Annotated in this window: 26 protein-coding genes; 6 read left to right on the top strand and 20 right to left on the bottom strand. The window is 62.0% G+C overall.

The genetic code is table 11. The annotated features are described in order from the left end of the window. The first annotated feature begins 79 nt into the window (after positions 1–79). Both P3R82_RS05015 and yghU read left to right on the top strand, forming a co-directional pair. A complete protein-coding gene (locus tag P3R82_RS05015) occupies positions 80–1,108 on the top strand; it encodes an LLM class flavin-dependent oxidoreductase (RefSeq protein WP_283193245.1) in 1,029 nt (342 codons plus the stop codon). A 75-nt stretch (positions 1,109–1,183) separates the two neighbouring features. Next, positions 1,184–2,059, top strand: a complete 876-nt coding sequence (gene yghU / locus P3R82_RS05010; protein ID WP_283193244.1) for a glutathione-dependent disulfide-bond oxidoreductase — start codon at positions 1,184–1,186, stop codon at positions 2,057–2,059. A gap of 86 nt (positions 2,060–2,145) precedes the next feature. Here the strand turns inward: yghU and P3R82_RS05005 are convergent, their stop codons facing one another. Continuing rightward, positions 2,146–3,309 (bottom strand): low temperature requirement protein A, encoded by a 1,164-nt coding sequence (locus P3R82_RS05005; protein WP_283193243.1) that lies wholly within the window; start codon positions 3,307–3,309, stop codon positions 2,146–2,148. Between the two features lie 30 nt (positions 3,310–3,339). Continuing rightward, positions 3,340–3,507, bottom strand: a complete 168-nt coding sequence (locus P3R82_RS05000; protein WP_183898560.1) for a Thivi_2564 family membrane protein — start codon at positions 3,505–3,507, stop codon at positions 3,340–3,342. A 176-nt stretch (positions 3,508–3,683) separates the two neighbouring features. On the opposite strand from P3R82_RS05000, the gene P3R82_RS04995 reads away from it, so the two are divergent. After that, complete coding sequence (locus tag P3R82_RS04995) at positions 3,684–3,869, top strand: DUF3008 family protein (protein WP_112818901.1); 186 nt, start codon at positions 3,684–3,686, stop codon at positions 3,867–3,869. A 23-nt stretch (positions 3,870–3,892) separates the two neighbouring features. Here P3R82_RS04995 and P3R82_RS04990 read toward each other — a convergent pair whose 3' ends face one another. From P3R82_RS04990 to P3R82_RS04940, 11 genes are all read right to left on the bottom strand, one after another. Continuing rightward, a complete protein-coding gene (locus tag P3R82_RS04990; protein ID WP_283193242.1) occupies positions 3,893–4,930 on the bottom strand; it encodes a dipeptidase in 1,038 nt (345 codons plus the stop codon). 125 nt (positions 4,931–5,055) lie between these two features. After that, entirely contained in the window at positions 5,056–5,400 is a 345-nt protein-coding gene (locus tag P3R82_RS04985) for a hypothetical protein (protein ID WP_283193241.1), read from the bottom strand. Between the two features lie 56 nt (positions 5,401–5,456). Beyond that, complete coding sequence (locus P3R82_RS04980; protein WP_283193240.1) at positions 5,457–5,744, bottom strand: helix-turn-helix transcriptional regulator; 288 nt, start codon at positions 5,742–5,744, stop codon at positions 5,457–5,459. A gap of 65 nt (positions 5,745–5,809) precedes the next feature. After that, positions 5,810–6,682 (bottom strand): glycine betaine ABC transporter substrate-binding protein, encoded by an 873-nt coding sequence (locus P3R82_RS04975; RefSeq protein ID WP_283193239.1) that lies wholly within the window; start codon positions 6,680–6,682, stop codon positions 5,810–5,812. A gap of 62 nt (positions 6,683–6,744) precedes the next feature. Next, positions 6,745–7,626, bottom strand: a complete 882-nt coding sequence (locus P3R82_RS04970; protein WP_183898555.1) for a proline/glycine betaine ABC transporter permease — start codon at positions 7,624–7,626, stop codon at positions 6,745–6,747. A gap of 22 nt (positions 7,627–7,648) precedes the next feature. Further along, a complete protein-coding gene (gene proV / locus P3R82_RS04965) occupies positions 7,649–8,881 on the bottom strand; it encodes a glycine betaine/L-proline ABC transporter ATP-binding protein ProV (protein WP_283193238.1) in 1,233 nt (410 codons plus the stop codon). 436 nt (positions 8,882–9,317) lie between these two features. Next, on the bottom strand, positions 9,318–9,812 hold the full coding sequence (locus P3R82_RS04960) for a GNAT family N-acetyltransferase (RefSeq protein WP_283193237.1): 495 nt from the start codon (positions 9,810–9,812) through the stop codon (positions 9,318–9,320). A gap of 20 nt (positions 9,813–9,832) precedes the next feature. Then, complete coding sequence (locus P3R82_RS04955; protein ID WP_246400099.1) at positions 9,833–10,657, bottom strand: carbohydrate ABC transporter permease; 825 nt, start codon at positions 10,655–10,657, stop codon at positions 9,833–9,835. Positions 10,658–10,713: 56 nt separating this feature from the next. After that, complete coding sequence (locus P3R82_RS04950) at positions 10,714–11,604, bottom strand: sugar ABC transporter permease (RefSeq protein WP_283193236.1); 891 nt, start codon at positions 11,602–11,604, stop codon at positions 10,714–10,716. Then, the gene (locus tag P3R82_RS04945; protein ID WP_283193235.1) at positions 11,601–12,716 is read right to left on the bottom strand and encodes an ABC transporter ATP-binding protein; all 1,116 of its coding nucleotides are present in this window, start codon (positions 12,714–12,716) and stop codon (positions 11,601–11,603) included. The genes P3R82_RS04950 and P3R82_RS04945 overlap by 4 nt, the downstream gene beginning before the upstream one ends. 116 nt (positions 12,717–12,832) lie before the next feature. Next, positions 12,833–14,089, bottom strand: coding sequence for an ABC transporter substrate-binding protein (locus P3R82_RS04940; RefSeq protein WP_283193234.1), 1,257 nt, complete (start codon positions 14,087–14,089; stop codon positions 12,833–12,835). 164 nt (positions 14,090–14,253) lie between these two features. Here P3R82_RS04940 and P3R82_RS04935 point away from each other — a divergent pair, with 164 nt between their 5' ends. Then, positions 14,254–15,051 (top strand): GntR family transcriptional regulator, encoded by a 798-nt coding sequence (locus P3R82_RS04935; RefSeq protein ID WP_283193233.1) that lies wholly within the window; start codon positions 14,254–14,256, stop codon positions 15,049–15,051. Between the two features lie 41 nt (positions 15,052–15,092). On the opposite strand, the gene P3R82_RS04930 is transcribed toward P3R82_RS04935, so the two are convergent. Beyond that, complete coding sequence (locus P3R82_RS04930) at positions 15,093–16,418, bottom strand: DUF882 domain-containing protein (RefSeq protein ID WP_283193232.1); 1,326 nt, start codon at positions 16,416–16,418, stop codon at positions 15,093–15,095. 316 nt (positions 16,419–16,734) lie between these two features. Here P3R82_RS04930 and P3R82_RS04925 point away from each other — a divergent pair, with 316 nt between their 5' ends. Further along, entirely contained in the window at positions 16,735–17,133 is a 399-nt protein-coding gene (locus tag P3R82_RS04925; RefSeq protein WP_283193231.1) for a hypothetical protein, read from the top strand. A gap of 74 nt (positions 17,134–17,207) precedes the next feature. On the opposite strand, the gene P3R82_RS04920 is transcribed toward P3R82_RS04925, so the two are convergent. After that, entirely contained in the window at positions 17,208–18,509 is a 1,302-nt protein-coding gene (locus tag P3R82_RS04920; protein WP_283193230.1) for a hemolysin family protein, read from the bottom strand. Between the two features lie 250 nt (positions 18,510–18,759). Between P3R82_RS04920 and P3R82_RS04915 the strand changes: the two genes are divergently transcribed. Beyond that, entirely contained in the window at positions 18,760–19,680 is a 921-nt protein-coding gene (locus P3R82_RS04915) for a GGDEF domain-containing protein (protein WP_283193229.1), read from the top strand. A gap of 30 nt (positions 19,681–19,710) precedes the next feature. Here P3R82_RS04915 and P3R82_RS04910 read toward each other — a convergent pair whose 3' ends face one another. The 5 genes from P3R82_RS04910 to P3R82_RS04890 form a co-directional block, all read right to left on the bottom strand. Next, positions 19,711–19,974, bottom strand: coding sequence for a hypothetical protein (locus P3R82_RS04910; RefSeq protein ID WP_283193228.1), 264 nt, complete (start codon positions 19,972–19,974; stop codon positions 19,711–19,713). 98 nt (positions 19,975–20,072) lie between these two features. Then, positions 20,073–22,163: an HlyD family efflux transporter periplasmic adaptor subunit gene (locus tag P3R82_RS04905; RefSeq protein ID WP_283193227.1), complete on the bottom strand. Its 2,091-nt coding sequence runs from the start codon at positions 22,161–22,163 to the stop codon at positions 20,073–20,075. 35 nt (positions 22,164–22,198) lie between these two features. Next, the gene (locus P3R82_RS04900; RefSeq protein WP_283193226.1) at positions 22,199–23,581 is read right to left on the bottom strand and encodes an HlyD family efflux transporter periplasmic adaptor subunit; all 1,383 of its coding nucleotides are present in this window, start codon (positions 23,579–23,581) and stop codon (positions 22,199–22,201) included. 9 nt (positions 23,582–23,590) lie between these two features. Continuing rightward, entirely contained in the window at positions 23,591–24,352 is a 762-nt protein-coding gene (locus tag P3R82_RS04895; RefSeq protein WP_283193225.1) for an efflux RND transporter periplasmic adaptor subunit, read from the bottom strand. 20 nt (positions 24,353–24,372) lie between these two features. Beyond that, a complete protein-coding gene (locus tag P3R82_RS04890; protein ID WP_283193224.1) occupies positions 24,373–25,836 on the bottom strand; it encodes a TolC family protein in 1,464 nt (487 codons plus the stop codon). Positions 25,837–25,869 lie beyond the last annotated feature (33 nt).

The following is a 25,869-nucleotide window of genomic DNA, read 5'->3' as shown; positions in this document are numbered from 1 at the left end:
TCGCGGACTCCATATACCTTTCATCCAACGGCAACCGCTTCGCCGGTCGCCTCCCCTTGTTGATCTCAAAGGTATTGCCATGGCCGCTCTTTCCATCCTCGAACTTGTTCGCGTGACGGAGGAGACGGACGCCCGTGGCGCCCTCGACAACGCCCGTGATCTCGCCGCGCATGCTGAGGAGTGGGGTTACAAGCGCATCTGGGTCGCAGAACACCACAACATGATCGGGATCGCGAGTGCGGCGACATCGGTCGTGCTCGCCCATCTCGCGGCGGGCACGAAGACGATCCGCGTCGGCGCCGGGGGCATCATGTTGCCCAACCATTCTCCCTATGTCATCGCCGAACAGTTCGGCACGCTGGCGCGCCTGTTTCCCGATCGCATCGATCTTGGCCTCGGCCGGGCGCCGGGAACGGACCAGATGACGCTTCGCGCGTTGCGCCGCTCGCCCGAGTCCGCCGACCAGTTCCCGCAGGACGTTCTCGAGCTGCAGGCGTTTCTGGCGCCCGCCGGTCCGAACCAGCGTATACAGGCGGTTCCGGCAGCCGGTACCGAAGTGCCCCTCTGGATTCTCGGCTCCAGCAACTTCGGCGCCATGCTCGCGGGCGAACTCGGCCTTCCCTACGCCTTCGCCTCCCATTTCGCGCCGGAACTTCTTCTTCAGGCGTTGCAGATCTATCGGACCCGCTTCAAGCCATCAGAGCAGCTGTCTCGGCCCTACGCCATGGTCGGCGTAAACGTGATCGCCGCCGAAACCGATGCCGAGGCGCGCCGGCTTGCGACGACGCAGCAAATGTCCTTCACCAACATGTTTCGAGGCACACGCGGGCTGAGCCAGCCACCGATCGACGACATCGAGACCTATTGGTCGCCGATTGAGAAGGCGCAGGCACAGCAGATGCTCGCCCGATCCATCATCGGCTCACCCGAGACGGTTCGCGCCGGCCTGGAGCGGCTCGTCGAGGAGACCGGCGCCGACGAACTGATGATCGTGTCCGATGTCTATGATCACCGCGCACGCCTGCGATCGTTCGAAATGATCGCGGAGGCCGGGCGGGATATCGCCGGCTCGGCTGCCGGCGACATTTCGCTTCAGCGGAAGGCCTGACCGGCATTCCATCCGAATTCAGCGCAATCGAGACGGGTTGCGTATCGCATGAAGACGACACCACTGGAGACAAGCATGGCCAATTCGAATGAGTATACGCCGCCCAGAATCTGGACCTGGGACAAGGAGAACGGCGGGCAATTCGCCAACATCAATCGGCCGATCGCCGGCGCGACGCATGAAAAGGAACTGCCTGTCGGACGCCATCCGCTGCAGCTCTATTCGCTCGGCACGCCGAATGGCGTCAAGGTGACGATCATGCTCGAGGAGCTTCTCGCCGCCGGCCACACCGGCGCGGAATATGATGCCTGGCTGATCAGGATCGGCGATGGCGATCAGTTCGGCAGTGGCTTCGTCGCGGCCAATCCGAACTCCAAGATCCCGGCGCTGGTCGACCGCAGCGGCGCTGCGCCGATCCGCGTCTTCGAGTCCGGCTCGATCCTGACCTATCTCGCCGAGAAGTTTCAGGCCTTCCTGCCGACCGAGCCTGCCGCGCGTGCGGAATGCTTCTCCTGGCTGTTCTGGCAGATGGGCAGCGCGCCCTATCTCGGCGGCGGCTTCGGCCACTTCTACGCCTACGCGCCGACCAAGATCGAATACGCGATCAACCGCTTTGCCATGGAAACCAAGCGCCAGCTCGACGTACTGGATCGCCGCCTTGCCGAGAGCGAGTATCTCGGCGGTTCCGAATACACCATCGCCGACATAGCCGTCTGGCCCTGGTATGGCGGCCTGGTGAAGGGCTGGATCTACGAAGCGGCCGAGTTCCTGCAGGTTCAGGACTACAAGAATATCCAGCGCTGGGCCGATCAGATCGGCGAGCGCAAGCCTGTCCAGCGCGGGCGCATGGTCAACCGTCTCTCCGGCGAGCCATCGAGCCAGCTGTGGGAGCGTCACGACGCCAGCGACTTCGACACCAAGACGCAGGACAAGATCGGCGCTGCCAGCTGAGTTTAAGGTCGGTCGCACCCGGATCGTCGTCCTGGCGGTCCGGGTGTGCCCCTTCCTCTGTCCATCAGGAAGTCAGACAAAGCGGATCAGGCGGTGGTGGCGTTCGCCTTTCGCAAGGCGATATATTCCCACAGCGCCACCAGCAGCAGCGTGACCGTGCTCACCATCTGTATCGTGACGTTCTGCTGCCACGGCAGCAGAACGATCGTCGCGAGAAGAATGGCGAGACCGGCGATGTGAGACAGCGGCAGCGTGTGCGCGGCGGTGAACTTCAGCCAGGCATTTCCGATCAGAAACAGGGCCAGCCCGCCGAGAATGGCCAGTGCGGTCTTCAGGCTGCTGTGCTCTTCTGGACGCGACAGGCTGAAATCCTCGCCGACTGCGGTCAGGATGACGCCCGCGACGATCGGCAGGTGTCCATAGGTAAAGAGGCCATGAGCCACGGTTTCGGGAGCCGTGGTCGATTCCGCCTTGTCGGCGGCCTTCTGCTGGCCGTGATGAAAATAGATCCACCACATGAAGCCGGTGGTCAGGAAGGCGGTGCAGAACACCATCACCGACAGGCTCGACTGCATGTACTCCGCAGCGGTCCTGCCCGTCGTGAGAATGGCCTCGCCAAGACAGAGAATGACGAAGAGCGCGCAACGCTCGGCCATGTGCTCGCCCGAGATGTCGAGCGTTTCGCGCGGGGACCTGCCCATTCCGGGAACCCAGTAGCGCGCCAGCGGCGAGATATATTCGATCAGCAGCGCGACGGCCCAAAAGGCGACGCGCATCTCGATGCTAGCGAAACCGCCGATGATCCAGAAGACGCCGGATGCGATTACCCAGACGGTGATGCGCACGAAGGTGAGATAGGAGGCCCGGTTTACGCTCCTGAAAGCGTAGAGCATGAAGACCGAGCGCAGGATTTGCATGGCGCAGTAGAGCGCCGCGAATGCCAGGCCCTGATCCTTGAAAGCCTCGGGCAGCGCGATCGCCAGCAGGATGCCGCCGAACATCAGCGCGAAGAGCAGAAGTCGCACCGCCTCCTTGTTGGTATCCAGGAGGTTGGTGATCCAGGTCGTGTGGACCCACAGCCACCAGATCGCCAGGATCAGCAGGATCGATTCGGCGAGAGTCGTCGAACTGAAGTCCTCGACCAGGGTGTAGGACAGCTGGATCAGCGCGAATACAAAAACAAGATCGAAGAACAGCTCCGGAAAGCTGGCCTTCGTCTGCTTGGCGCTTTTGCCACGGATCAGGCTCAATGCGATTACCCCGCCAATCGAGCCAGGCTTTTAGAAAACCGCTAGATATTTCAAAAGCGAGATGATGCCGATGATGATCACGATGATCTGTACGATCTGCTTTGCTCTGGCATCGATCGGCAGACGCGCAACCAAGTATAGAACAAGGACGATCACCAGGAAGGTTATGAGTATTCCGATAAGAACAGATGCTGCCATTTGGATCCCACTCCGTTGAAAAATCTTTTAGTCACAGAGCGTTAGATAAAACTCTCTTTTGAAAAGGAAAGGACGGGACGTCGAGAAACTCCATTGTTGTTATCGGGCGGATCGCGCGCATGTTCTAGGAACCTTCGGGGTTGCGGCGGGTTCAAGAAGAAACGGAGGACATGACCATGCCCGCAAAATCGAAAGCGCAACAGAAGGCAGCCGGCGCGGCCTTGTCGGCCAAGCGCGGTGAAACGCCGAAAAGCAAGCTCAAGGGTGCATCGCGCGAGATGGTGGACTCGATGACGGAGAAGCAGCTCGAGGAATTCGCGTCCACGAAGACCAAGGGCAAGCCAGAGCACGTCTCCAAATAGCCCGCGGCTCGCGTTGGCCTAGACTAGCCGCCCCAGCTGCGCTCGAGCACGCTGATCCAGTTGGCGTGGGTGATGTTGATCAGCGCTTCCTCGTCGAAGCCGCCGGCGCGAAACGCATCGATCAAAAGCGGCAGGCCGGTCGCATCCTTCATTGCCGCCGGTATCGTCGTTCCATCGAAGTCCGAGCCCAGGGCGACATGGTCGATGCCGATGCGATCGGCGATATAGGCGGCGTGGCGTACCAGCAGGTCGAGACCTGTGTCCGGGTTTCTGGTGCCGTCGTCACGCAGGAAGAGCACGCCGAAATTGATGCCGACAAGCCCGCCCGTGTCGCGGATGGCGTCGAGCTGCCGGTCGGTCAGGTTGCGGCTGTGCGGGCTCAACTGGTGAACATTGGAATGCGAGGCGACCAGCGGCGCGTTCGAGAGCCTGGCGATGTCCCAGAAACCCTGCTCGTTCATGTGCGAGAGATCGACCATGATCCTCAACTCGTTGCAGGCGCGTATCAGGTCCTTGCCCGCGTCGCTCAGCCCGGGGCCGATATCGGGCGACGACGGAAAGCGGAATGGAACGCCATAGGCAAAGATATTCGGCCGGCTCCACACCGGGCCCAGCGTGCGCAGTCCGCTCTGGTGCAAAACGTAGAGCGCATCGAGATCGGCGGTGATGCCCTCCGCGCCCTCGATATGCATCACGGCGGCGAAGGCGCCCGTTTCGATCGACCGGCGAATATCGGCCGCCGTGCGGCAGACTTTCAGCCCGCCGGCGCTCCGGGCCTCGATGTCGAAGAGAATGCGCGCCATTGCCAGGGTGCGGTTCAGCGAGTCCGGCTGCGCCGGAGTCAGGAAATCATTATTGGCGTCCTTCGCCATGCCGGGCGAGGGGACGTAGATCGCGCAAAGCCCACCCGCCAGGCCACCGGCCCTCGCCCTCGGAAGATCGATGTGTCCCGCCGCCTCTCCCTCGATAAACGCCTTCGCCGGCTGGGCGATGCCCGAATGGTGCAGCCGGAGCAGCACGTCGTTGTGGCCGTCGAAAACGGGCATGAGGGCATTTGACATGGTCGGGACAGTCCTGCGTGGGTTTGCTTGCGCCTCTTCGTATGCCAGGTCGGTCCTCCCGCGCAAACGCAAACGGCGAGCCGCGTGTGGTCCGGCCCGCGTTCCGGCCTATCGCCGCATGTGGCCTATTGCCTGACGTAGGCAGCCGAGAGCGGGCCGAGTTCGGCCGATATCTGCCGCCATCTTGCCGGCTGGGCGCCCGTGCGCGAGATCATCGCCTCGATCAGCCCAGTGGAGACGGCATCCTTCAGTCTTCGATCGCCGTTGCGCATGCCGAGCTCGATCAGCTCGAATACGCGCTGCTTATCCTCGAGCGTCGAGAATCTTTCGGCAATCAGCCATCCCATGTCGGAGTAGAACGTATGCATGTCCTCGAGATCGGCGGCCCCGATGTCGTCGATTGCGTTCTCCAGGGTCGAGGTCGCAGGGACATGCTGCGCCAGTTCGGCGGTGATCGCTTTCGTATCCATTGTCGTATCCTTTTTCTTGTGTGCGGTGATCGGTCAACCGGATAGCGGGCTGCCGTTCAGCCCGGCCTGTGAGCGTTGTCGTTCGCCACCGGCCAGATCGGTCCCGCTCCGTGGCCACGCAACAGCCATGCGAGGCTGACCTCCAGTGTCTCGGCGATCGTTTCCAGGTCGCCGGCGGAGGGGGCCGCGCGGTCGTTTTCCCACGATGCCCAGATGTCCGGCGCCACGCAGAGGCTTCTCGCGGCGGCTTCGATGGAAATTTTCACGGCGTCGCGGGCGAGCGACATGCGCCCACCCATGGTGTCGTCTTCGGCGTCGGTCGGTTGCAGGCGGTCGATAGACATGCATCGCTCCTGTGCGGTCGAAGGTCCACGCCTCGCCAATCCTGGGGCGAGGCGCGATAGCGCAATCAGCCTTCCTCGCCGAGCCAGCTCTTCACCTGGTCGGGATGATCCTGGATATATTTATCCACCGCCTTGTCGTAGGACGTTTCCTGCGCGTCAAACATCGCCGCTTCGAGATCGGGGATCGGCAGTTTCATGCGCGACAGGAAGGCCGCGACCTTGGGATTGTCCGACTTGAAGTCCTTGCGGGCCAGAACGTTGACCTGTTCGGCTTCGCCGAGCGATTTCTTCGGGTCATCGAGGTAGCGCAGCTTGTGCTTGCCGAACATCCAGTGCGGGCTCCATGCGGTGGCCACGAACCACTTCTCCCCACGCGTCGCGCGGTCGACGGTCGTCAGCATGCCGGCCTCGCTCGAGACCTGGAGCTTGTAGCCGTCGAGCCCGTAATCCTTGAGTGCCTTTTCCGACAGTCGCGTGAGACCGGCTCCCGGATCGATCCCCTGGATGGTGCCGGACAGCTTCTTCTGCACGTCTTCCTTCTTCAGGTCCTCGATCGAGCCGATCTGGTCGGCGGGAATGTAATCAGGGACCACCCAGCCGAGCTTGGCGCCGTCATAGACCGTGCCGAGCATATCGACCTTGTCCTTGACCTTTGCATAGTAGTCGGCATGTGTCTGCGGCAGCCATGCCATCATCATCGTGTCGAGGTCGCCGCGCGCGACACCCTGGTAAAGCGGCGCGATGTCGGCCTGCACGAGCTCGACCTTCTGGTTCAGCTTCGTCTCGATCAGCTTGGCGGCAAGCTTGGTGACGAATTCGGCGTCGGACCAGGCGGCCCAGCCGATCTTCACCGGCTTGGCGTCCTGCGCCATGGTCGAGGTGACCGCGCCGCCCAAGAGCGCGGCGGCAAGGCCGAGGGTTGCGAGTGTTTTGAACATGAGTGCTCCTTTGTGAAGGTTCGCATTTGGCGGGCGCGCCCGCCATGATGAGTTGCTCGAGATCAGGCGGCCGCCGGCTTCAGCGCTTCGCTTTCGCTTTTGCGGAAGAAGCCCTGCCAGAATGCGGCGCGGGGCTTGCCCAGGCTCTGGGTGATGCGGTCGAGAATGACGGCGAGGATCACGACGGCGATGCCGCCCTCGAAGCCGCTGCCGACGTCAAGGCGCTGGATGCCCGTCAAGACCGTGTTGCCGATGCCGCCGGCGCCGATCATCGAGGCGATCACGACCATCGATAGCGACAGCATGATCGTCTGGTTGATGCCCGCCATGATCGAGGGCAGGGCATTCGGTAGCTGGACCTTGAACAGAAGCTGCGTCGCCGTGCAGCCGAAGGCATTGCCCGCCTCGATGAACTCGCCGTCCACCTGGCGGATGCCGAGATTGGTCAGGCGAACAACCGGTGGCATCGAGAAGATGACTGTGGCGATCGCGCCCGGCACGGCGCCGAGGCCGAAGAACATCGCGGCCGGGATCAGGTAGACGAAAGCAGGCATGGTCTGCATCAGGTCGAGCACCGGGCGCACGAAGGCGGCGACGGAATCGTTGCGGGCCATGGCGATGCCGAGCGGCAGGCCGACAAGCATGGCGATCAGCGTCGAGGCGATAACCAGCGACAGCGTTTCCATCATCGGGCCCCAGAGCTCGATATGGTTGACGAGCAGCAGCCCGAGCGCGGTGAAGACCGCAAAACCGATGCCGACGCGCCAAAGCGAGAGGGCCACGAAGATCGCGATGCCAACAGGCATGGGGATAGCCAGCAGGCCGTCCTGGATGCCCGAGGTCACGAAGCCGATCGCGGCGGCGATGAAATCAAGCACGGGTGAGAAGTTGTCGAGCACATAATTGACGGCAGCGTCGATGCCGTTTCCGATATCGAAGTTCATGATTTATCCGATGTGTTTGTGATCAGCCGGCGCGGTCGAGCGTTTCGAGCAGCGCCGATTTGCTGATGGAGCCGAGATAGCGCTTGCCGCCGTCGATCACGGGAACCGGCCAGGGGCTGGCCGCAACCTTGCCAAGAACGTTCGACAGCGGCTCGTCGGCCGGAATGGCCTCGATGTCGGGCAGGAAGGCGCCGCGATAGGGATCGGCCGTCTTCGCCCTGATCTTTTCGATCAGAGACGTCTGGCTGATCATGCCGTGATAGGTCTTGTCGCGGCCGAGGATGATCGCGTATTCGCGATCGTAGTTCTTCATCCGTTCGAGTGCCGCCGCGGCCGAAACGCCTTCGCGTTCGATGATCGTGACCTGCGACTTGCGTGCGACATCGCCGGCCTTGAAGACATGCGCGACATCGACATTGCGGAAGAAGGAGCGGACGTAGTCGTTGGCCGGCTTGGTGACGATTTCGTCGGGCGTGCCGATCTGCACGACATTGCCGTTCTGCATGATGCAGATGCGATCGCCGATCCGCATCGCTTCGTCGAGATCGTGGCTGACGAAGACGATGGTGCGGCTGTGCTCGGATTGCAGGCGAACGAGTTCATCCTGCATTTCGGTGCGGATCAGCGGGTCGAGCGCCGAGAAGGCCTCGTCCATCAGGAGAATGGTGGGCTCGCTGGCGAGCGCGCGGGCAAGGCCGACGCGCTGCTTCATGCCACCGGAAAGCTGATCAGGACGGCTGTCGGCGTAGCCGTCGAGGCCGACGGCCTTCAGCGCGGCCAATGCCTTTTCGCGACGTTCGGCCTCACTGACGCCGGCGACCTCGAGACCGAAGGCGGCGTTGTTGAGAACGGTGCGGTTGGGAAGCAGCGCGAAGGACTGGAACACCATGCTGATATCGCGGCGGCGAAGTGCGATCAGTTCGCTGCGCGACATCTCCGTGATGTCGCGGCCATCGATCTTGATCGAACCGGATGTCGGTTCGATCAACCGATTGAGAAGGCGCAACAGGGTTGATTTGCCGGAGCCGGACAGGCCCATGATGACGAAGATTTCGCCGGAGCGAATATCGAAGCTGGCGTCGTTGACCCCGATCGAGCAGCCCGTTGCTGCATGGATTTCGGTTTTTGACTTGCCGGCGCGCAGTAGCGCCATGGCCTTTTTCGGGTTTTCGCCGAAAACTTTGTAGATGTTGTTGAGACTGATCTTGGTCGAAGCCGATGGTGTCGGCGCGTCTGTTTCAGTTGCAGCATTCATATAATCTTGGCGCCGAGCTCAATAGGCCAGGCATTCTCCTTTATTCGCATACGTCCGCGATCCGAAGCATACCTTTCGGATCTGGATGTATTGTCCGTTGCCTTGCTGAGACAAATCGACGCTTCATAAGTCGAATTCGTCCGAGGAAAATATATATTATCGAAAATATCTATCCTACGTGGCGATATGCCATTCATTCAAAGTTAGATACTATAATTTTCGATGGAGCGCTGTGCTCCTTATCTGTGTATATAGGGGGATATACAAAAACTGTCCACCTTAAAATCAAATTTTGTGACAGATGCGCCGCTCGCCGGCAGCCTTGAAACAGGCCAGAACGCCTGTCGTACCGGGGAAGCGGCGCCGCGCCGGCATCGCAGGTATTTTTGAAATCAAAGGCTGAAATCCGACGCTGACGCATCCGAAATCGTGTCCTTTATGAGGAGATTTCGCTCGGGTGGGCGAGTGACAGCATGCCCCGATAGATACCTGGATCGGAGCCTTCGATCGGGATCGCGCCGACGCTCTTGCGGTAGAAATCCATAGGGCCGGCGCCGCCGATCACGCCGTAAGGATAGCCCTGCGCGTGCATGTCGAGCAGCGTTTCGAGCAGCAGAGCATGGCCGATACCCTTTCCGCGGGCCGCCTGATCGACACCGGTGGGGCCGAAGAACCCCTTGGCTGTCGCCTCGTGGCAGGCAAAGCCGATGAGCTCCCCCGCTTGGATGGCGATGAAGCAGGTGGTTGGCTGGCGCATGGCAGCGGCGGTCGTCTCGGCCGCCCAGCCAGCGCCGAAACGCGGTTCGATCCACGATGTCAGCGCCGGCAGTTCCGGCACCAGCACGCGGCGGATGATGACCCCCTGCGATGTCATGCGGCTGTCGAGGGCTGGGTCGCGCTTCAGCTCGTAGAGCTTCACAAGCATGTCCATTATCTTGATCCTTGTATCTGTCAGCCTTTGACGGCGCCGGCGGTAAGGCCCGCCACGATCCGCCGCTGGAAGACAAGCACGACGGCGATGAGGGGGAGCGTGACGGTGATCGAGGCCGCCATGATCTGCCCGAACGGATATTCATAGCGGCTGGTGCCCGCGATCAGGCCGATCGCCACCGGTACAGTGCGGTTCTCGTCCGTCAGCGTGAATGTCAGCGCGAACAGGAACTCGTTCCAGGCGAGGATGAAAGCGAGAATGCCGGTACTCGCCAGCGACGGTCCCATAAGCGGCAGGAGCACCTTCATCAGGATGCGGAAATGGGAGCAGCCGTCGATGATGGCGGCCTCCTCCAGTTCGCGTGGAAATTCCCTGATGAAGGTGGTGAGAATCCATGTCGTGAAGGGCACCGTCGACAGGAGATAGGTGAGGATCAGCGCGCTCGGGCGATTGAAGAGCCCCAGCCAGTTGATCAGCTCGAACATGCCCGAGAGCACGACCACCTGCGGGAAGATCGAGATCATCAGGACGATCATGAGGATCGCGCGGCGCTGCGGAAATTCGATGCGGCCGAGCGCGTAGGCAGCCGAAAGCCCGATGATCAGCGACAGGAAGGTCGTCGAGACCGCGACATAGGCCGAGTTGAGCAGCGATCCCATGAAGACCGGGTTGTCGATCAGCTGCCTGTAATAGGTGAAATCCAGCGCCGGCATCAGCGCCGAGCGATAGAGCGCGGCACCCTGCTTCGTCGAGGAGACGAAGGCCCAGTAGTATGGGAACAGCGTATAGATGAGCACCAGCAGCAGCGCTAAGATCTGCAGGCCGCGAACGACCCGCCGTCTCATGCGATAGTAGGCGGCGGGCTTGCGGAGCGCCTTTTGTGCGATTGCATTGGCCATCGTCAGGTCCCCGCTGCCTTGTCGAGGCGCAGCACCCCGATGATGATGATCGCGACCAGCGCGACGAGCAGGAAGACCCAGGTCGACGCCGCCGAGCCGACGCCGAGTTCCTGGAAGCTGATGAGCCGGTCGCGCGCGTAGATCGATACGGTCATGACGTTCTCGTTGCTCGCCGCCAGGACATAGGCGAGGTCGAACATCCTGAGCGCGTCGAGAACGCGGAAGAGGACGGCGACGCCGATCGCCGGGCGCAGCATCGGAAGGGTGATCGACCAGAAGCGTTTCCAGGCCGGAATGCCGTCCACCTCGGCGGCTTCGAATATCTCCGGAGATATCAGCTGCAGGCCGGCGAGGATGAGCAGCACCATGAAAGGCGTCGTCATCCACACGTCGATGAAGATGACCACGCCCATGATCAGCGAACTGCTGGCCGTCCAGGCGATGCCGTGATCGACAACGCCCAGCCCCGTCAGGATCTTGTTGATGACGCCGAACTGGTCGTTGAGCATCCATTCCCAGATCTTGGTGGCGACGACGACGGGAATGGCCCACGGCACCAGAATGGCGGCCCGCGCCAGGCCGCGGCCGGGGATCATCTCGTTGAGCAGCAGCGCGATCGCCAGGCCAAGGGCCGTCTCGATCGCGACCGAGATGACGGTGAACACAAGCGTGTTCTTGACGGCAACCCACCAGGTCGGGTCGTTGATGACCTCGATGAAGTTGTCGAGACCGACCATGGAATAGACCGACGGGTCGTCCAGATAGGCGTCGGTGAAGGAAAAGAAGAAGGTCCGGCTGAGCGGCCAGACGGCGACCAGGAGGATGACGGCGATCACGGGAACCAGAAACAGCCATGCGGCCCGGTAATCGCGGCGGGCAAGTTTGGCGCTCATGGTTCGTTCGCCTCCGACAGTCCAGCGGCCGGCGGGCTGAGGAGAACGCGATTGCCATCGGCGGTAAACGCGAAGAGGGCGGTATCAGTGAAATCCAGGCCGACAGGCCGGCCGATGAGATCGGGGGCCGGGGCTTTCGCGACGCGGATCACCCAGACGGTGTCGTCGGTGATCCGGCAATAGGCGAAATGCTCGTGGCCGAGGTCTTCGACGCGCTCCAGCGTGCAGGTGATGCGGCCTTGGTCCGCACCCACCAGCCGCAGTCCCTCCGGCCGAATGCCGATCTCGGCGATCGGTCCCGCCGGGTTGTTGGCGACCATGGCGATCGTAAGATTGCCGGGCCCGACGATCGTGCCGGCATCCGCGCCTGTCTTCGGCGACACGGCGAGAAAGTTCATCCTGGGGCTGCCGATGAAGCTTGCGACGAAGCGATTGTCAGGGGTGTGGTAAAGCTCCTGCGGCGTTCCCACCTGCTCGATGCGGCCATGATTCAGAACGACGATCCGGTCGGCGAGCGTCATCGCTTCGGATTGATCGTGCGTCACGTAGATCATCGTCGTCTTCAGGTCGTCATGGAGCTTTGCGATCTCCATGCGCATTTCCATTCTAAGATCGGAATCAAGGTTGGACAGCGGCTCGTCGAACAGGAAGATTTCCGGCTGGCGTACCAGCGCCCGGCCGATCGCCACGCGCTGGCGCTGGCCGCCGGAGAGTTCGCGCGGCCGGCGATCCATCAGGTGGTCGACCTTGAGCATGCGCGCCACCGACGAAACCTTCTGGCTGATCGCGTCCTTGGCCATGCCCAGCGTTTCCAAGGCGAAGCCGATGTTGCGGGCGACGCTCATATGCGGATAAAGCGCATAGGACTGGAAAACGAAGGCGACGCCGCGTCTTGAGGCCGGGACATCGGTCACGTCCTCGCCGCCGATCGTCACCACACCCTTGGACGCGGCCACGAGGCCTGCGACGATGCGCAGAAGCGTTGACTTGCCGCAGCCGGAAGGGCCGACGAAGACGACGAACTCGCCGTCATTGATCCTGAGGTCGACGCCCTGAATGACGGTATGCGTCCCAAAATTCTTCGAAACGGATTCAAGCGAAACCGATGCCATTTTTCACCCGGACTTGATCACGATAACTGGATCGCCACCCTGCCGGCGGCGATTTTCGATGCGCGCGACGAGGGCGGGACCGTTCGCCGGCCCACCCTCGTAGGTTCAGTTCGGGCTCAACGGCTTTCCTTGAGCTTTTCAAGCCGTCCGGCGAGCGAGGTCAGCCCGGACTTGATCTCGCCGCCGCCCGACAGCATGTCGTGGACGGCGCGATAGAAGGCCTGCGAGACGCGGTTGTAGCTGGTCCCGGTATAGCCCGAGGGGCGCACCGCGCTGTCGGCGAAGGCCTGCTGGTTGTCCTTGAGGAAGGGGATCTTCGCCAGCACGTCGGCGTCGCTGTAGAGCGCCGGGATCGACGGATTGACCGCATCCTGAAGCGCGCGCTTCTTCTGCATGTCGGGCCCGGTGATGAAGTTCACGAAGTCGGCCGCGACCTCGGGCTTGGCGCTGTACTTCGAGACGCCGTAATACATCGGGCCGAGGCATCCGCTCGACTTCTGGCCTTCCGCGCCGACGGGCAGCGGCATGACGCCGACCTTGTCGACAACGGCGCTGCCTTCCTTGTGCGACGTGCCCCAGACATAAGGCCAATTGCGGTGGAAGACTGCGTTGCCGGACTCGAAGACGGCGCGCGAGGCTTCCTCGTCATAGTTCAGCGTGCCCTCGGGGCTGATCGAGCCGATCCAGCCCTTTGCCTTTTCGATCGCCTCGGCGGCCTTCGGATTGTCGATGGTTACCTTGCCATCGTCGGAGATGATCGTGCCGCCGCCGTTCGATGCGATGAGCTCGATCGCGTCGCAGGTCAGGCCTTCATAGCTCTTGGCCTGCCATGCATAGCCCCATATATCGCCCTTGCCGTCGGCGCGCTCCTTGTCCTGGATTTCCTTGGCGGTCGCGGCCAGTTCATCCCAGGTCTTCGGCGGCTGCTTGCCGTATTTCTCCAGCAGGTCCTTGCGGTAGAACATCAGGCCGACGTCCATGTAGGCAGGCATCGCCACCAGATTGCCATCGAGCTTGGCGGCGTTGAGCGTGGAGGCGAAGTGCTTGTCCTGATCGGCCTGCGGGATGGCGGTCTTCAGGTCGAGAAGGCCGTTCTTGAACATGCCGAGCCAGATGACGTCGAGGAACAGCACGTCGATATCCGAGGATTTCGAGGCGATCAGCTGCTGATAGATCGGAATGGCGTCATCCAGCAGCGCCGGCATCTTGTTGATCTTCGCTTCGTTGCCCGTCTTCTCCTTCCAGGCATTGGCGACATTCGTGCAAAGCTCGAATTCCGTCGGCGCGCAGAACACGGAAATCGTCTCAGCGTGGGCCGTTCCGCTCCAGAGGGCGGCGGAGAACGCGAGGGCGGCAAGGCTCTTCTTAAGCATGGTGGGTTCCCTTGATTGTGATAATGCACGGCATCGTCAGGGCTCTTCTGGCTCCTTGCCATCAATAGGACTGGTTATGACCAGTTATGTCAATATGGACTTTCGAGAGAATTGCGTTGAAGATGAGAAGGGCAGAGGCGGCCAAAGCCCAGGGAAGATCGAATTTGAAGACGCTCGAAACCGACGACACATTGATCGCAACACGCGGCGTCATCGATCGCGGCGACCCGCGGCCGCTGCACAAGCAGGTGTATGAGGCACTGCTGGCGGCGATCAGCGACGGACGTCTGCCGCTGCGCGGCAAGCTGCCCTCCGAGCGCGAGCTCGTCGATCTCTACGATGTGAGCCGGATCACCATTCGCCACGCTGTGCGCGAACTCATCCAGCAGGGCGTGGTCCATAGTCAGCCCGGCAAAGGGCTTTATGTCACCGAGCGCGGCGGCGGCTTCGAGCTGCAGGTGCTGAAGAGCTTCACCAGCATCGCGCTCGCCAATGGCCGTACGCCGGGTCACCAGCTGATCGAGGCACGTCTCGTTCGGGCGCCGTTGGAAGTGAGCAGGCCGCTCTTTCTCGCCCCCGGCGCGGAAGTCGTGGTGCTATCGCGCCTGCGCTTGCTCGACAATATTCCGGCCGTGATCCAGACCGACTGGATACCCGCCGGGCGCGTGCCAGCGCTGCTGGCGCTCGATTGGGGTATCGCCAATCGCTCGCTCTACGAAGAGCTGCGGCAGCGCTACGGCATATTTCCGAAACGCGGCCAGACGACGCTGAGTGCGCGCCTGGCTGATGATGATGAGGCGCGGCTGCTGCAGCTGGCGCCGCCGGCCGCGGTGCTGACAGTCGATCAGATCGCCTTTGACGACCGCAATCGCCCGGTCAACATGACCGCGCTCGTCCACCATCCCGCCCGCTATCCGCTGACGCTGCTTCAATCGGAAACCGGCGATTTCACGCAATACTGAGTATTGTGGATCGATGGATGGTGGGCGGCTGACGATCCGCCCTAGCCGTCTAGGGCGAACCTGTCTTCGTCGAACTCGTCTTCCGCGAATTCGGTGTTATCGCTATCCATGGTCGGACCGACGTCATCCAGCGTCGTCAGACGCATGCCGGACGGACGGGGAGCGGTCATCTTGATGGTCATGCCCGGTGGCTGCAGCGCCCAGGAGACCAACGCCGCGCCCGACATGGCGCCGACGCCCGCCGATACGGCCTGCGGTTCGCGTGCCGGAACGGCGATCATGTTGGGGCGCTTCGCCGCGCTGCCGGCGAGGGAGCCGCCCGCATGGCGTGCGAGAAGAAGCTGGCCCGCCGAGCCCTTGCCCGTGACGGCGAGGGCAAGCAGCACCGGCGCGGCCGGCTTGGGAATGCTTGCCGTGGCATTTTCATCAAGCGCCGGCCTGAATGTCGGCAGCGGCACTGTGAGCGACGCGAGGTCGGGAGTGGTATTGTCGGCGCGGGGCGTCGGCCGGGCAAGTTGAAGTTCGAGGCCGCGTTCGGCGCGGGTTTGCGGCACCGGCAGCATCGCGGTCACGAGACTGGGCCTGGGTGCGGGCGGCGAACCAGCATCCTCGTCGTCGCTCTCCGACGCGCGGATGGTCTCTATCGCCACGGGGCGGTTGCGCTGTTTCTGGTCGGCGAGCGCTAGCTCATAGCCGGGCAGGGCTCTGCCGTCGGCCGGCAGATGCAGCGTACGACCGCTGGGAAACAGCCGGGCAAGTTCCTGGCGCGACATGCGCGGCCAGGCGCGAACATTGCCCACATCGAGATGCACGAAAGGCGAGCCCGAGGTCGGATAATAGCCGACGCCGCCGACCTGCATCTGCATCGCGAGCGCGCGCAGCGTGGCAAGCTTCACGCCCGGAATGTAAAAGTCCATGGCCTTGCCCAGCATGTGCTGGCTCTTCTTGGCGACGCCGCTGATGCGCGAACGGGTGCGAAGCATGTTGTTCGTGGCGGGCGAGCGATAGGCGGAGACGACGTTGATGGGCTCCTTGGCCCCGCTGCGCTGGTAGACTTCCCAAACCAGATCAAGCAGGCGCGGATCCATCTTGGTCGGCTCGTTGCGGCGCCAGTCACGCAGGAAGCGGTTGATCTGCATCAGACCCCTCGGATCGTACTTGCCGTTGCGCTTGAAGACGATGGTCGCCCGCTCTCCCGTGTGGGTGAAATAGAGATTGAGCGCGCGATCGCCCTCGGCAGCCTGTGCGGCGCCGGCCATGCCAGCGAACATGACAATGACGATCACGGCCATTCGATGCGCAACAAGCGACACCGCAAGGGCCAGCGTGGTCAGGGGAACGGAAAAGACTGCATGGTACACGAACACGACTTCCGTCATTGTTGAAGGGCGCGACGGCCGGAACTTGTGATCGGCGAAGTCGCTTTGCAGGCTATTATGGTCAACAGATCCCTAACGTATGGTTTATGACGGACTAATTTTCGAGACAGGCAACCTTCTTGGCCTCGCCGCGTGACGTTTTGAGACGTGTGCTGCGCGCAAGATGGCGTAGAATGCATGGTGGGCCGTCCGTTCGCCGAGCGTCCCTAAAGCGGAAATGCGGCCGAAAAGCGCGGGGCGGTCACAATCCTGTCGCTTCGGTTGGTATCTCTTGGAACATGGTTGCAGAGCAGAGGAGCGAGAATTGAATAATTTATACAAGACCTTGGCGATTTCGCTTTCAACAACGGCGATGATGGCGGCGCCGATCTGGGCGGCACAAGCACCGGCCGCCGATCCGCTCGTCGGCCGGGCGTGGGTCGAGACCAAGCCGCAATCCGGTCTCCCCGGCGTGATGATGGTGTTCATGGCCGACGGCAGTCTGCTGATGGATTCGTGCTGGGAAACCTACGCGCTTCGCAAATGGAGCCGCGCCTCCCAGGATACGGTTACCTGGGACGAAGATGGCGCGAAAATCACCGCGAAGGTGCAATCGGTATCGCCGACTCAGCTGACGCTTCGCGTAAAGGCCGGAAAGGATACGGTCGAGCACCGTTACAGCGTCGCCAAGGCACCGTATCTGTGCCCCGACATGAAGCGTTGAAATGGTCACCGCGCCAAAGAGCATGCGGCGAGCCGGTATCGTGTCCGGTCCGCTCGCCGCATGTCCTGTCTTGATTATTCGACGTCGGCTGTCTGGCGCGTGTCCAGCGAGCTGACGAGGATCTTGTCGATCCGTCGGCCGTCAAGGTCGATGACCTCGAAGCGCCAGCCATCCCTGGTGAAGCTTTCGCCGAGTACCGGAAGGTGTTTCAGCTCCTCGAGAACGAGGCCGGCGACCGTCTGGTATTCGAGATCGTCACCCAGCTTCAGGCTCATGAATTCCGCGAACTCGTCGATCGGTGTCCAGCCGGAGACGAGATAGGAGCCGTCGTCGCGGCGCGCGATCGCCTGTTCGTCGATCGGGCCGTCCTGCAGCGCGCCCATGATCGCTTCCATGATGTCGCCGGAAGAGATGACGCCCTCGAAATGGCCGTACTCGTCGAAAACAAGCACCATGTGCACCGGCGATGTCCGGATCGCCTGGATGACGCTGATGGCGTTGGAAAGATCCGAAACGATCGGTACGTCCTGCGTGATCGCCTTCAGGTCGGCGGTGCCCTGAACCGACATCGCGTCGTAGAAATCCTTGACCGCAAGCACGCCGAGCACCTCGTCGGAGCTGCCTTTTCGCACCGGTAGTCGCGATCGCTTCGTGCTGTGCAGCTGGGCGCGAATTTCGTCAAGGCTGTCGTCCACGTCGATGATCTCGACATCGCGGCGCGGCGTCATCAGCGCGCGCGCCGTGCGGTCGGCAAGCCGCATCACGCCGGAGATCATGGCGGACTCCTCGCTTTCGATCACGCCCGCGGATTGCGCTTCGGCCAGCACCGTCTTGATCTCTTCGTCGGAGACATTGTCGCCGGCTTTCCCGGATTGCCCGAGCAGCTTCAGGACGAGCTTGCCGGAGGCGTCCAGCAGCCAGACGAGGGGCAGCGCCATCCTCGACAGGACCGTCATGGCCGGCGCGAGCCTAGAGGCGACGGCTTCCGGTTCCCGCAGCGCGATCTGCTTCGGCACGAGCTCGCCGACGATCAGCGACAGGTAGGTGATGGCGATGACGACGGTACCGACGCCCACCGCGTCGGCGACGGCGGGCGAGACGCCATGAAACTCCAGCCAGCCGGTCAGGCGGCTGCCGAGCGTGGCGCCTGAAAAGGCACCGGAGAGTACGCCGACCAGGGTGATGCCGATCTGCACGGTCGACAGGAACCTGCCGGGGTTTTCGGCAAGCTTAATGGCTTGTGCGGCTCCTCTGCTTCCGTGATCGGCGAGAACTTTCAGGCGGGCGGGTCTGGAGGACACGACCGCCAATTCCGACATGGCGAGCACACCATTCACAATGGTGAGCAAGACCACAATTCCAATTTCGAGAAACACAGGAGCCCTTGTTCGTTGACGATGATGACGCAAGATAGGGGCATTCACACCGGTTGCAAAGCGGCGGTCACGATTTTATCCCGCGCGAAATCGCGTAAGGCATCGCAGCCATCTGTTTGGTAAATTAGCATTATAAGTCAGAAGAGCTTAACTTTCGTCTGTTAGAAGAGCGCCTGTACTTTTTGTGATCACGTGTATGGCCGACGAAGAGATACTGCCACCAGAGATCCTGACTTCGATATTGATGCGAATGTTCGAGTTCGCACCGATCGCCATGGCCGTCTCGACCAGCGACACCGAGACATCTAGCTATCTCAAGGTAAACGACGCCTATCTCAGGCTGACGGGCCTTAAATGGGAGGATATCAGCGGGAAGACGCTGATCGCGGAAGGGGCTGCGATCAGCAGTCCGGCGCGTGACCGGCGTCACCGGATGCTGGCCGAGGAAGGTGGCTACGTGCTGGAGGAAGTGGATATCCGCCATGCCGACGGTACCGTCCTGCCGACGCTGATCTCCGCGCAACGCACGGTCATCGATGGCGTATCGTTCGATGTCGAAGTCATTCTCGACATGTCCGCGCGTGTTCGCCACCAGCACGAGATCGAACTCGCACTCCGGGCTTCGGCGCGCACCGACGCGCTGTCGGGTCTTCCCAATCGCGCCTGTTTCGATGAGGTTCTGGCCGAACACCTGCAGCGGCGCGACGACAGCGAGAAGCTCTTGGCGCTGGCCTTCATCGATTTCAACGGTTTCAAGGCCGTCAACGACACGATGGGGCATGGCGCGGGCGATGAGGTGCTGAGGATCATCGCGAGCCGTTTTCGCGACAGCTTCCGCGCCAATGATTTCATCGCGCGCATCGGCGGCGATGAATTCGTCGTGCTTCTGGAAGTCGATCCCTCGCATCTGAACGACGTGGAACTGACGCTCAAGGACGCGGTGGATCGCATTTTCAAGCCGATCGCCGTCGAAGGCGTGGTTGTCGAATTGGGCGCGGCGATGGGGGTCACCCTGCTTCAGCCGGAGGACGACGCGGCCTCGTTCGTGAAACGCGCCGACAACTACATGTATCTGGCAAAGCAGACCGGCGATCGGCTCGCCATGATCTGGCTCGGCCAAGCCGGCGGAATTGAAGTGAGCGCAAGGCTTGTCACCGGTGTTACGGGTTGACCCGTCTCGGTCGCCTTGATGGCACCGTGATCAGTATTCAGGCAGCGGCGGCAACTCGCCGGCAGTGGCATCGAGCTCTGCCTGAACGGCCTTCATCGTTTCGCGTTCCGTGGGAAATGGGTTGCTGTCGACCGAGGGCAGTTCGCCGTTCATGTCGGACACGCGATAGAACCACCGCTCGTTGGCGCCGTTGATCGTCAGCCGGAACCTGCCATGGCTGGCATAGGCCCGGCCGGTGGTGTCACGCTTCCACACGGAGTGATGGTGACCTGTCCTCGACCTGAATAGGCGCATTGCGCATCCTTTCCGCTTTTGATCACCCGGAATACTATCCCCAGTATGTGATATAAAGCGATGACGCCCGCAATGGTTTCATAGTTCTTACGAAAATGTCAGGCACCCGCTTCGCGGACCAGAACTTTTACAACCTGGCGCCAAACCCGCCCGGCAATACTTTCGCCCTTGCCGTTCAATACGACCACGCCTCTCACTGTCTCCGACAAAGGCTTGCCGGATACCTCGGCGGTGATCGCATACTGTGCCGAAACAGGGCTGAGGCGCGGTCGCTCGCGGGCGTTTTGCGGGTGGACGGCGATTTCGCCGCGATACTCCGAGGTGAGCTGCGGAATATCGATTTCGGAGGCGCCGGCCGAAGCGATGGAGGTGAGCAGCACGGGCATCGAGGACTGCGAGATATCGTCGGGGATGAAGCGTCCCGCCGCGCCGACTTCGAGGCGACCGCGGTCGCCGCCGGACACGAAGCCGCGCGCCGCCGTGCCGGACGCACCGGCGATTGTCGCCAGCTGATCCTTGCGGCTGATCCACCGGCCCAGGTGGACCTGCGGATCTATGTCGATCACGGTACCGTCGAAAGGCGCGCGGACGATCAGTGATGCCTGACGGCGTGCAAGCCCGTCGCGCTTGGCTTCGAGTGCCGCCAGTTGCGATTGAAGGATGCCGCGGTCGACGAGGTTTTGCGGATCGGCGAGCACGCGGGCCAGGCGGTAGCGCGTCAGCTCGGCCTCGATCTCGGTCGTGCGCAGTTCCTGCTGCAGCTCGGGACGGCTGATCGAAAACAGCACGTCGTTTTTCTTCACGACATCGCCGCGCTTGATCTCGATCGCCTCGATCTTTCCGGGCTCCATCGGAAAAAGTCGCGTGAACTCGTTGGGATAAAGCGCTGCCGGGGCGGAGACGTTCTTGAATATGGGTAACGAGATCAATGCGATGATCGCAAGGAAGATTGCCAGCGACAGGTAGGTGCGTCTGCTCGTCTTGATGTCATGGCGCATGGTCCACCACTCCCGAAGTTCGGACAGGATTGGCCGAATGATGAAGAAGCCGATCTCGACGGCGAATAGCATCACACCCACGATCTTGATGGTGAAGTGATAGACGAGGAGCGCAATTCCGAAATAGAGAAACAGCCGGTAGATCGTCGTGGCGATCGCATAGAGCGTCACGGTCGCGTCGAGTTTCGGGCCGAAGCGATCCGGCCTCTCTTCGTCGGTGTCGAACAGCAGATGCCGAAGCCGCCAGCGCAGATGCCGGAATGCGCGCGGCTGCAGGTTCTCGACGCCTAGGAGATCGGCGAAGATGTAATAGCCGTCGAAGCGCATGAACGGATTGATGTTGACGATCAGGCTGAGCACCCAGCCGGTGGCCGCGAGAACGAAGGCCGCCGATCGAAACGGTCCGTCGGGGAGGAAGACCCAGAAAAGCAGCGCGAACACGGCGATATGCATCTCGGTCAGCACGCCGGCCATGTCGATCTTCAACCGGTCGAAGCGTGACTTCAGCCGCCATGCATCGCTGACATCCGTGTAGAGCAGCGGAACCAGCACCATGAAGGCGATGCCCATGGTGGGCACGCGGCAGCCGTGGCGGTGCGCGACATAGGCGTGGCCAAGCTCGTGCATCGACTTGATGACCGCGATCGAGACAACGGAGACCACGATGCCTTCCAGCGTGAATACATAGGGAAAGGTACCGATGAAGGCATCCCATTGCCGGGAAACCAGATAGAGCCCAAGCATGGCGGCGCAGATGGTGAAAGCCTGGAAAACGGGGCTGAAGAACACCGAAACGTAAGGTGCCGTCTTGCGGATGAAGCGGTCCGGCCGCACCAGCGGAATGCGGAAGAAGAGGTAGTTGTGGATCAGCCGCATGAAGAGCGAGTGCCGGTGGGTCGCGCCGGCGTGAAGCGCCCGCCAGGTGGCGGATGCAGGCTCCGTTACGAAGAAGCTCCTTTCCAGCATTCGCATCGCGGCGTAAATCTCTTCCTGCTCGGGAAGCCGCCCGAACTTCGTATGCACCGCCTGAATGAGACCGCGCAGCGAACGCGCGACGTTCCAGAGCGACAAGAGCTGGAACATCTCGAACGTGATGCGGAAGAAGCGGTTTCGGATCGGGTCGAGCACGATCCAGACCGGCTCGCCGGACAGGCTGGTGCCGCCGCGCACGATCTGCAGATCTTCGCGCAAGGAAGGCAGCCTGAGATCGGGCGAGGGAGGCGCCGTCATAGGCCGAGCCGCTGCCTGATGGCCGCGATCGGCCTGCGGAACAGATAGTAGGCGAGCGGCACTTTCTCGCCGAAGATCTGCGATGTTCCTCGGATGCCGAGACGCAGCCCGCGCTCCGGCGCCGCGTCAAAGCCGGCATAGATGCGATAGGCGAGAATATTGCCCTCGATCATCTGCGGATCGAAGGAGGACGACAGCGCCTTCGCCGCAACCGGACGCAGCGGATCGGAATCGAGAAATGCACTGACAGCCGCACCGTTCTCGACCGCGATCGCGTCGGCGACCGGCACGTCGATGCGCAGCTGAACGCGTTTGGGGTCGGCTACCTCCATCACCCGCTCGCCGATCGATACCGGCCGACCGATCCAGTCCCGCTTATCGGTGAAGATGACCACGCCGTCCGTCTCGGCTTTCACGTCGGTGCGCGCCAGCATGTCGGCGGCGTAGTCCCGCTTGGCCGAAGCGACACTCAGTTCGCTCCTGGTCACCGCCAGATCGCGCCGCGCTTCCGGGTCGGCAATCGCGCGCTGACTGATCTGCATCAGCCGCGCCTGAGCCACCTTCACATCCTGTTCGGCGACGCGCAGCTCGTTTCGAAGCGCGGTATCGGCGAGCCTGAAGAGCGGCTGTCCCTTTACCACGCTCGCGTTCGGGTTGACGAGGATTTCCTCGATCGCGCCGTCGAGCGGGGCCGCCACGATCTCCGGAGAGACGGGAACGACCTCGCTCGGCGCCAGCACCGTCATGTGCACGGGAATGAACATCGCGGCCAGTGCCAGCAAGGTGACGATGCCGAGCAGCGGCTTGATCGGCAGCTTGCGCTTCAGCCGTCTCGGTCCGCTCAGTGCGCGCCAGGCGTGGGAATAGGTCTCGGCCAGCCTTTCGGCAACCAGCAGATCCGCCTCCGGCCAGGGCGTCTCTCGTGCCAGAAGCATGCCCGCGAAGATATGGCCGTCGCGCAGTCGAAACGGCACCCAGGCCATGAATCGGAACGGGTAGCTGTCCTGTTCGATCTCGCCCGGCGGGCAATAGGCGGGAAGGGTAAAGGCCTTGATCTTCGCCAGCCCGGCCTCGCGGGCAAGCTGCCTGACGAGACCCTCGATGAAGCGGATGCGCGGTGCGTTTCGATCAACCGCGCCGATCGACGACACCGTCTCGACCTTGAAGGCGCCCTTGGGCACCGAAAGCACGAAGATCTGCCGCGCCTTGGCGAGCTTCATCGTCTCGTTGGCGATGAGGAAACGCAGTTCGCCCACGCTTTCGACGCGCCGCGCCTCGGCTTCGATCCTGAGCAGAAGCTCGTAGGCATGCTGGGCGGCGGCGGCTGCCGGTGGCTGAAGCTTGATTGGATCGCCAACTGGCTTTTCGACACCTTGCATCGTGCTCGCCTACTCACTCGGAATTCTGAACTGGGTGGGACCGCTCATGCCTGGCAGGATGCCGGCGGCATCGCCGGAGAAACGCCCGGTCACCTTCACGGTCTGGCTGACCGGATCGACGGTCGCGCCGATGCGGACAATGTCGATCGGCAGGGTCTTGGCCGTCTCGTCGACGCTCAGCGAAAACTGCTGGCCTTCGCGCAGCCAGCGCAGCCAGACGGACGGCACCAGCACATCGACCAGGAGGTCGTTGCTGGCGACGACATGCATGATTGGCCGGCTCGGTTCCGGGGTCTCATGCGCGCGTGACGGCATCGCCCCGATCCGGCCATCGAAGGGCGCCTTTATCGTGCAGCGGCCGAGCTTGCTGCGATAGGCATCGGCCTCGCCCGCGGCCTGGTCGGCCTTGGCGCGCGATATCTCGACTTCGAATTTTCCCGCCGCGTTCGAGCGCGCCAGCCGTTCGTCGTTGGCAAGGGCGATCTTCGCCGCCGCCATTGCCGCCTCCGCCGATTTGAGCTGAGCCTGGATATCCCCGCATTCGAAGGTGGCGAGGATATCGCCTTTCCTGAAGCTCTCTCCTTCCTTGAAGGGCAGGGTGGCGATGGCGAAGCCGAGATCGCTCGATATCGAGGCTTCGTCGGCGGCGCGAACGATGCCGCGCAGCCCTTCGAGCGATGCGGCGGCGCCCGGGACGTCACTGTCGGCGGCGTGGGCAACGCCACCCGCCAGAAGCTGTATGATCAGAACGGATGCCGCTAGGTGCTTCATCACGGTCTCCATGCCGGCCGTTATTTGGCCGCAACGAGGTCTGTCTTCAATTCACCGCGCTCCAGCCACATCTCGCGCAATTGGCCAGCCATCTCCTTGACGGGCTGGTTGGTGCGCAACGTTTGCGGGAACGGGTCGATGCCGAGCGAGGCGTAGATGTTGGCATAGGCGTTCTGCAGGTCGGCATAGGCCATATCGAGTTTCGCATCCGCCAGCAGGGCATTCATCTCCTCGCGGATCAGCATCTGTTCGCTGGTCTTCTGGGCGTCCGTCTCGGTGCGCACCTGCGTCAGGATCCGGCGTGAAACGTTGGAAAGGGCGGCTGCCGTGGAATAGGAGTTCTTCAGGTGGGCGTAGCGGGCGCGGCTGATATGGACCTGTGTCATGACCGCCATGGCAACCGAGAGCGAGCGCGTGTCGAGCATCTGCTTTTCCGCCTCGATCTTCCTGTTCACAGCAGGCAGCGTCGCGAGCTTCATCAGATTGAAGCTGACCTTGGCGCCCCACGACACCCAGTTGTTGGTGGCGATGTAGTCGTTCGAATCGTAGTTCGGTCCGGCATAGAGATTGATGCCGGGCAGCATGTCGAGCAGCGCCGCATCCACCTCGCGCCCGTTGATCCGCAGCCGGTAGGAAATCTCGCGCATTTCGGGCCGGTTGGTGGCCGCGATATTGAACATCTCCTCCGAGGTGTAGTTGATCTTCAGCTGTGTATCGCGGCGCTTGGGCACCTCGAGCGTGAACTCCGTGCCTGGCTTCACGTTCATCAGCGCGGAAAGCTGGGTCTTGGCGACGAGCAGTTCGCCTTCCAGAAGTTCGACCTCGCGCTTGACCTCGATCAGTTCGCGCTCATAGGTCAGCGCGACCAGCGGCGACGTCTCGCCGTTGGACGAAAGATTGCGGGTGTCCCTCAGGGCGCGGGCGACGCGGCCTTCAAGCGCCCGCATGCGGCCGACGAGACGCTGGTAGCTCACAGCGCGCCAATAGGCCGTGCGGACATCCTCTATGACCTTGTTGACCATCCGCCGCTTCATCTCATCCTGAACCAGCACCTCGTCCGTCGCCTGCTTGGCGCGCACATAGGAGAGGCCGAAATCCAGGATGTTCCAGGAGGAGGTCAGATCGGCTGTAACAATACTATCATCGCGGGTAGAGGCCTCGGTCGGGTCCGCTTCGTTGCGGCCAGCATACCCTGCGCCAGCTACAATCTTAGGGAGTGCGGAATAGCTTACCAGATCCGCCTCCCGTAATTTGAGCGCCGCCTGCATAACCTCTACCTTCGTGTCAAGATTGTATTTCAACGCTCTCGCCATGGCTTCGTACAAGTCCACCTTACCGGAGATGGGCTCCTGATCGGCGGTGGCAAGGGCAAGCCTCTCCTTGCCGAAGCTTGCATGCGCTTCCGGGGGTAGCGGTTTCGGGGTGACGGTGCATCCTGTCGCGATCAGGCTGACGGAAACCACTAGAAAGACTGGGAATTTCATTAAATCATTCCTCGAACCTGTTCCGTACACGAC

It is taken from the genome of Rhizobium sp. AN80A (genome assembly GCF_030053015.1).
GTDB lineage: Bacteria > Pseudomonadota > Alphaproteobacteria > Rhizobiales > Rhizobiaceae > Rhizobium > Rhizobium metallidurans.
The sequence above is the reverse complement of the archived record's forward strand: the minus strand, read 5'-3'. Positions and strand labels throughout refer to the sequence as shown.

Excerpts from the sequence above, each read along its gene's own strand:
- P3R82_RS04895 (WP_283193225.1), bottom strand. The coding sequence starts at position 24,352 with ATGAAGCACCTAGCGGCATCCGTTCTGATCATACAGCTTCTGGCGGGT.
- P3R82_RS04890 (WP_283193224.1), bottom strand. The coding sequence starts at position 25,836 with ATGAAATTCCCAGTCTTTCTAGTGGTTTCCGTCAGCCTGATCGCGACA.
- P3R82_RS04975 (WP_283193239.1), bottom strand. The coding sequence starts at position 6,682 with ATGTTCAAAACACTCGCAACCCTCGGCCTTGCCGCCGCGCTCTTGGGC.
- proV (WP_283193238.1), bottom strand. The coding sequence starts at position 8,881 with ATGAATGCTGCAACTGAAACAGACGCGCCGACACCATCGGCTTCGACC.
- P3R82_RS04995 (WP_112818901.1), top strand. The coding sequence starts at position 3,684 with ATGCCCGCAAAATCGAAAGCGCAACAGAAGGCAGCCGGCGCGGCCTTG.
- P3R82_RS04945 (WP_283193235.1), bottom strand. The coding sequence starts at position 12,716 with ATGGCATCGGTTTCGCTTGAATCCGTTTCGAAGAATTTTGGGACGCAT.
- P3R82_RS04990 (WP_283193242.1), bottom strand. The coding sequence starts at position 4,930 with ATGTCAAATGCCCTCATGCCCGTTTTCGACGGCCACAACGACGTGCTG.
- P3R82_RS04970 (WP_183898555.1), bottom strand. The coding sequence starts at position 7,626 with ATGAACTTCGATATCGGAAACGGCATCGACGCTGCCGTCAATTATGTG.
- P3R82_RS04940 (WP_283193234.1), bottom strand. The coding sequence starts at position 14,089 with ATGCTTAAGAAGAGCCTTGCCGCCCTCGCGTTCTCCGCCGCCCTCTGG.
- P3R82_RS04960 (WP_283193237.1), bottom strand. The coding sequence starts at position 9,812 with ATGGACATGCTTGTGAAGCTCTACGAGCTGAAGCGCGACCCAGCCCTC.
- P3R82_RS04900 (WP_283193226.1), bottom strand. The coding sequence starts at position 23,581 with ATGCAAGGTGTCGAAAAGCCAGTTGGCGATCCAATCAAGCTTCAGCCA.
- P3R82_RS04985 (WP_283193241.1), bottom strand. The coding sequence starts at position 5,400 with ATGGATACGAAAGCGATCACCGCCGAACTGGCGCAGCATGTCCCTGCG.
- P3R82_RS04915 (WP_283193229.1), top strand. The coding sequence starts at position 18,760 with ATGTTCGAGTTCGCACCGATCGCCATGGCCGTCTCGACCAGCGACACC.
- P3R82_RS04910 (WP_283193228.1), bottom strand. The coding sequence starts at position 19,974 with ATGCGCCTATTCAGGTCGAGGACAGGTCACCATCACTCCGTGTGGAAG.
- P3R82_RS05000 (WP_183898560.1), bottom strand. The coding sequence starts at position 3,507 with ATGGCAGCATCTGTTCTTATCGGAATACTCATAACCTTCCTGGTGATC.
- yghU (WP_283193244.1), top strand. The coding sequence starts at position 1,184 with ATGGCCAATTCGAATGAGTATACGCCGCCCAGAATCTGGACCTGGGAC.
- P3R82_RS04980 (WP_283193240.1), bottom strand. The coding sequence starts at position 5,744 with ATGTCTATCGACCGCCTGCAACCGACCGACGCCGAAGACGACACCATG.
- P3R82_RS04955 (WP_246400099.1), bottom strand. The coding sequence starts at position 10,657 with ATGAGACGGCGGGTCGTTCGCGGCCTGCAGATCTTAGCGCTGCTGCTG.
- P3R82_RS05015 (WP_283193245.1), top strand. The coding sequence starts at position 80 with ATGGCCGCTCTTTCCATCCTCGAACTTGTTCGCGTGACGGAGGAGACG.
- P3R82_RS04950 (WP_283193236.1), bottom strand. The coding sequence starts at position 11,604 with ATGAGCGCCAAACTTGCCCGCCGCGATTACCGGGCCGCATGGCTGTTT.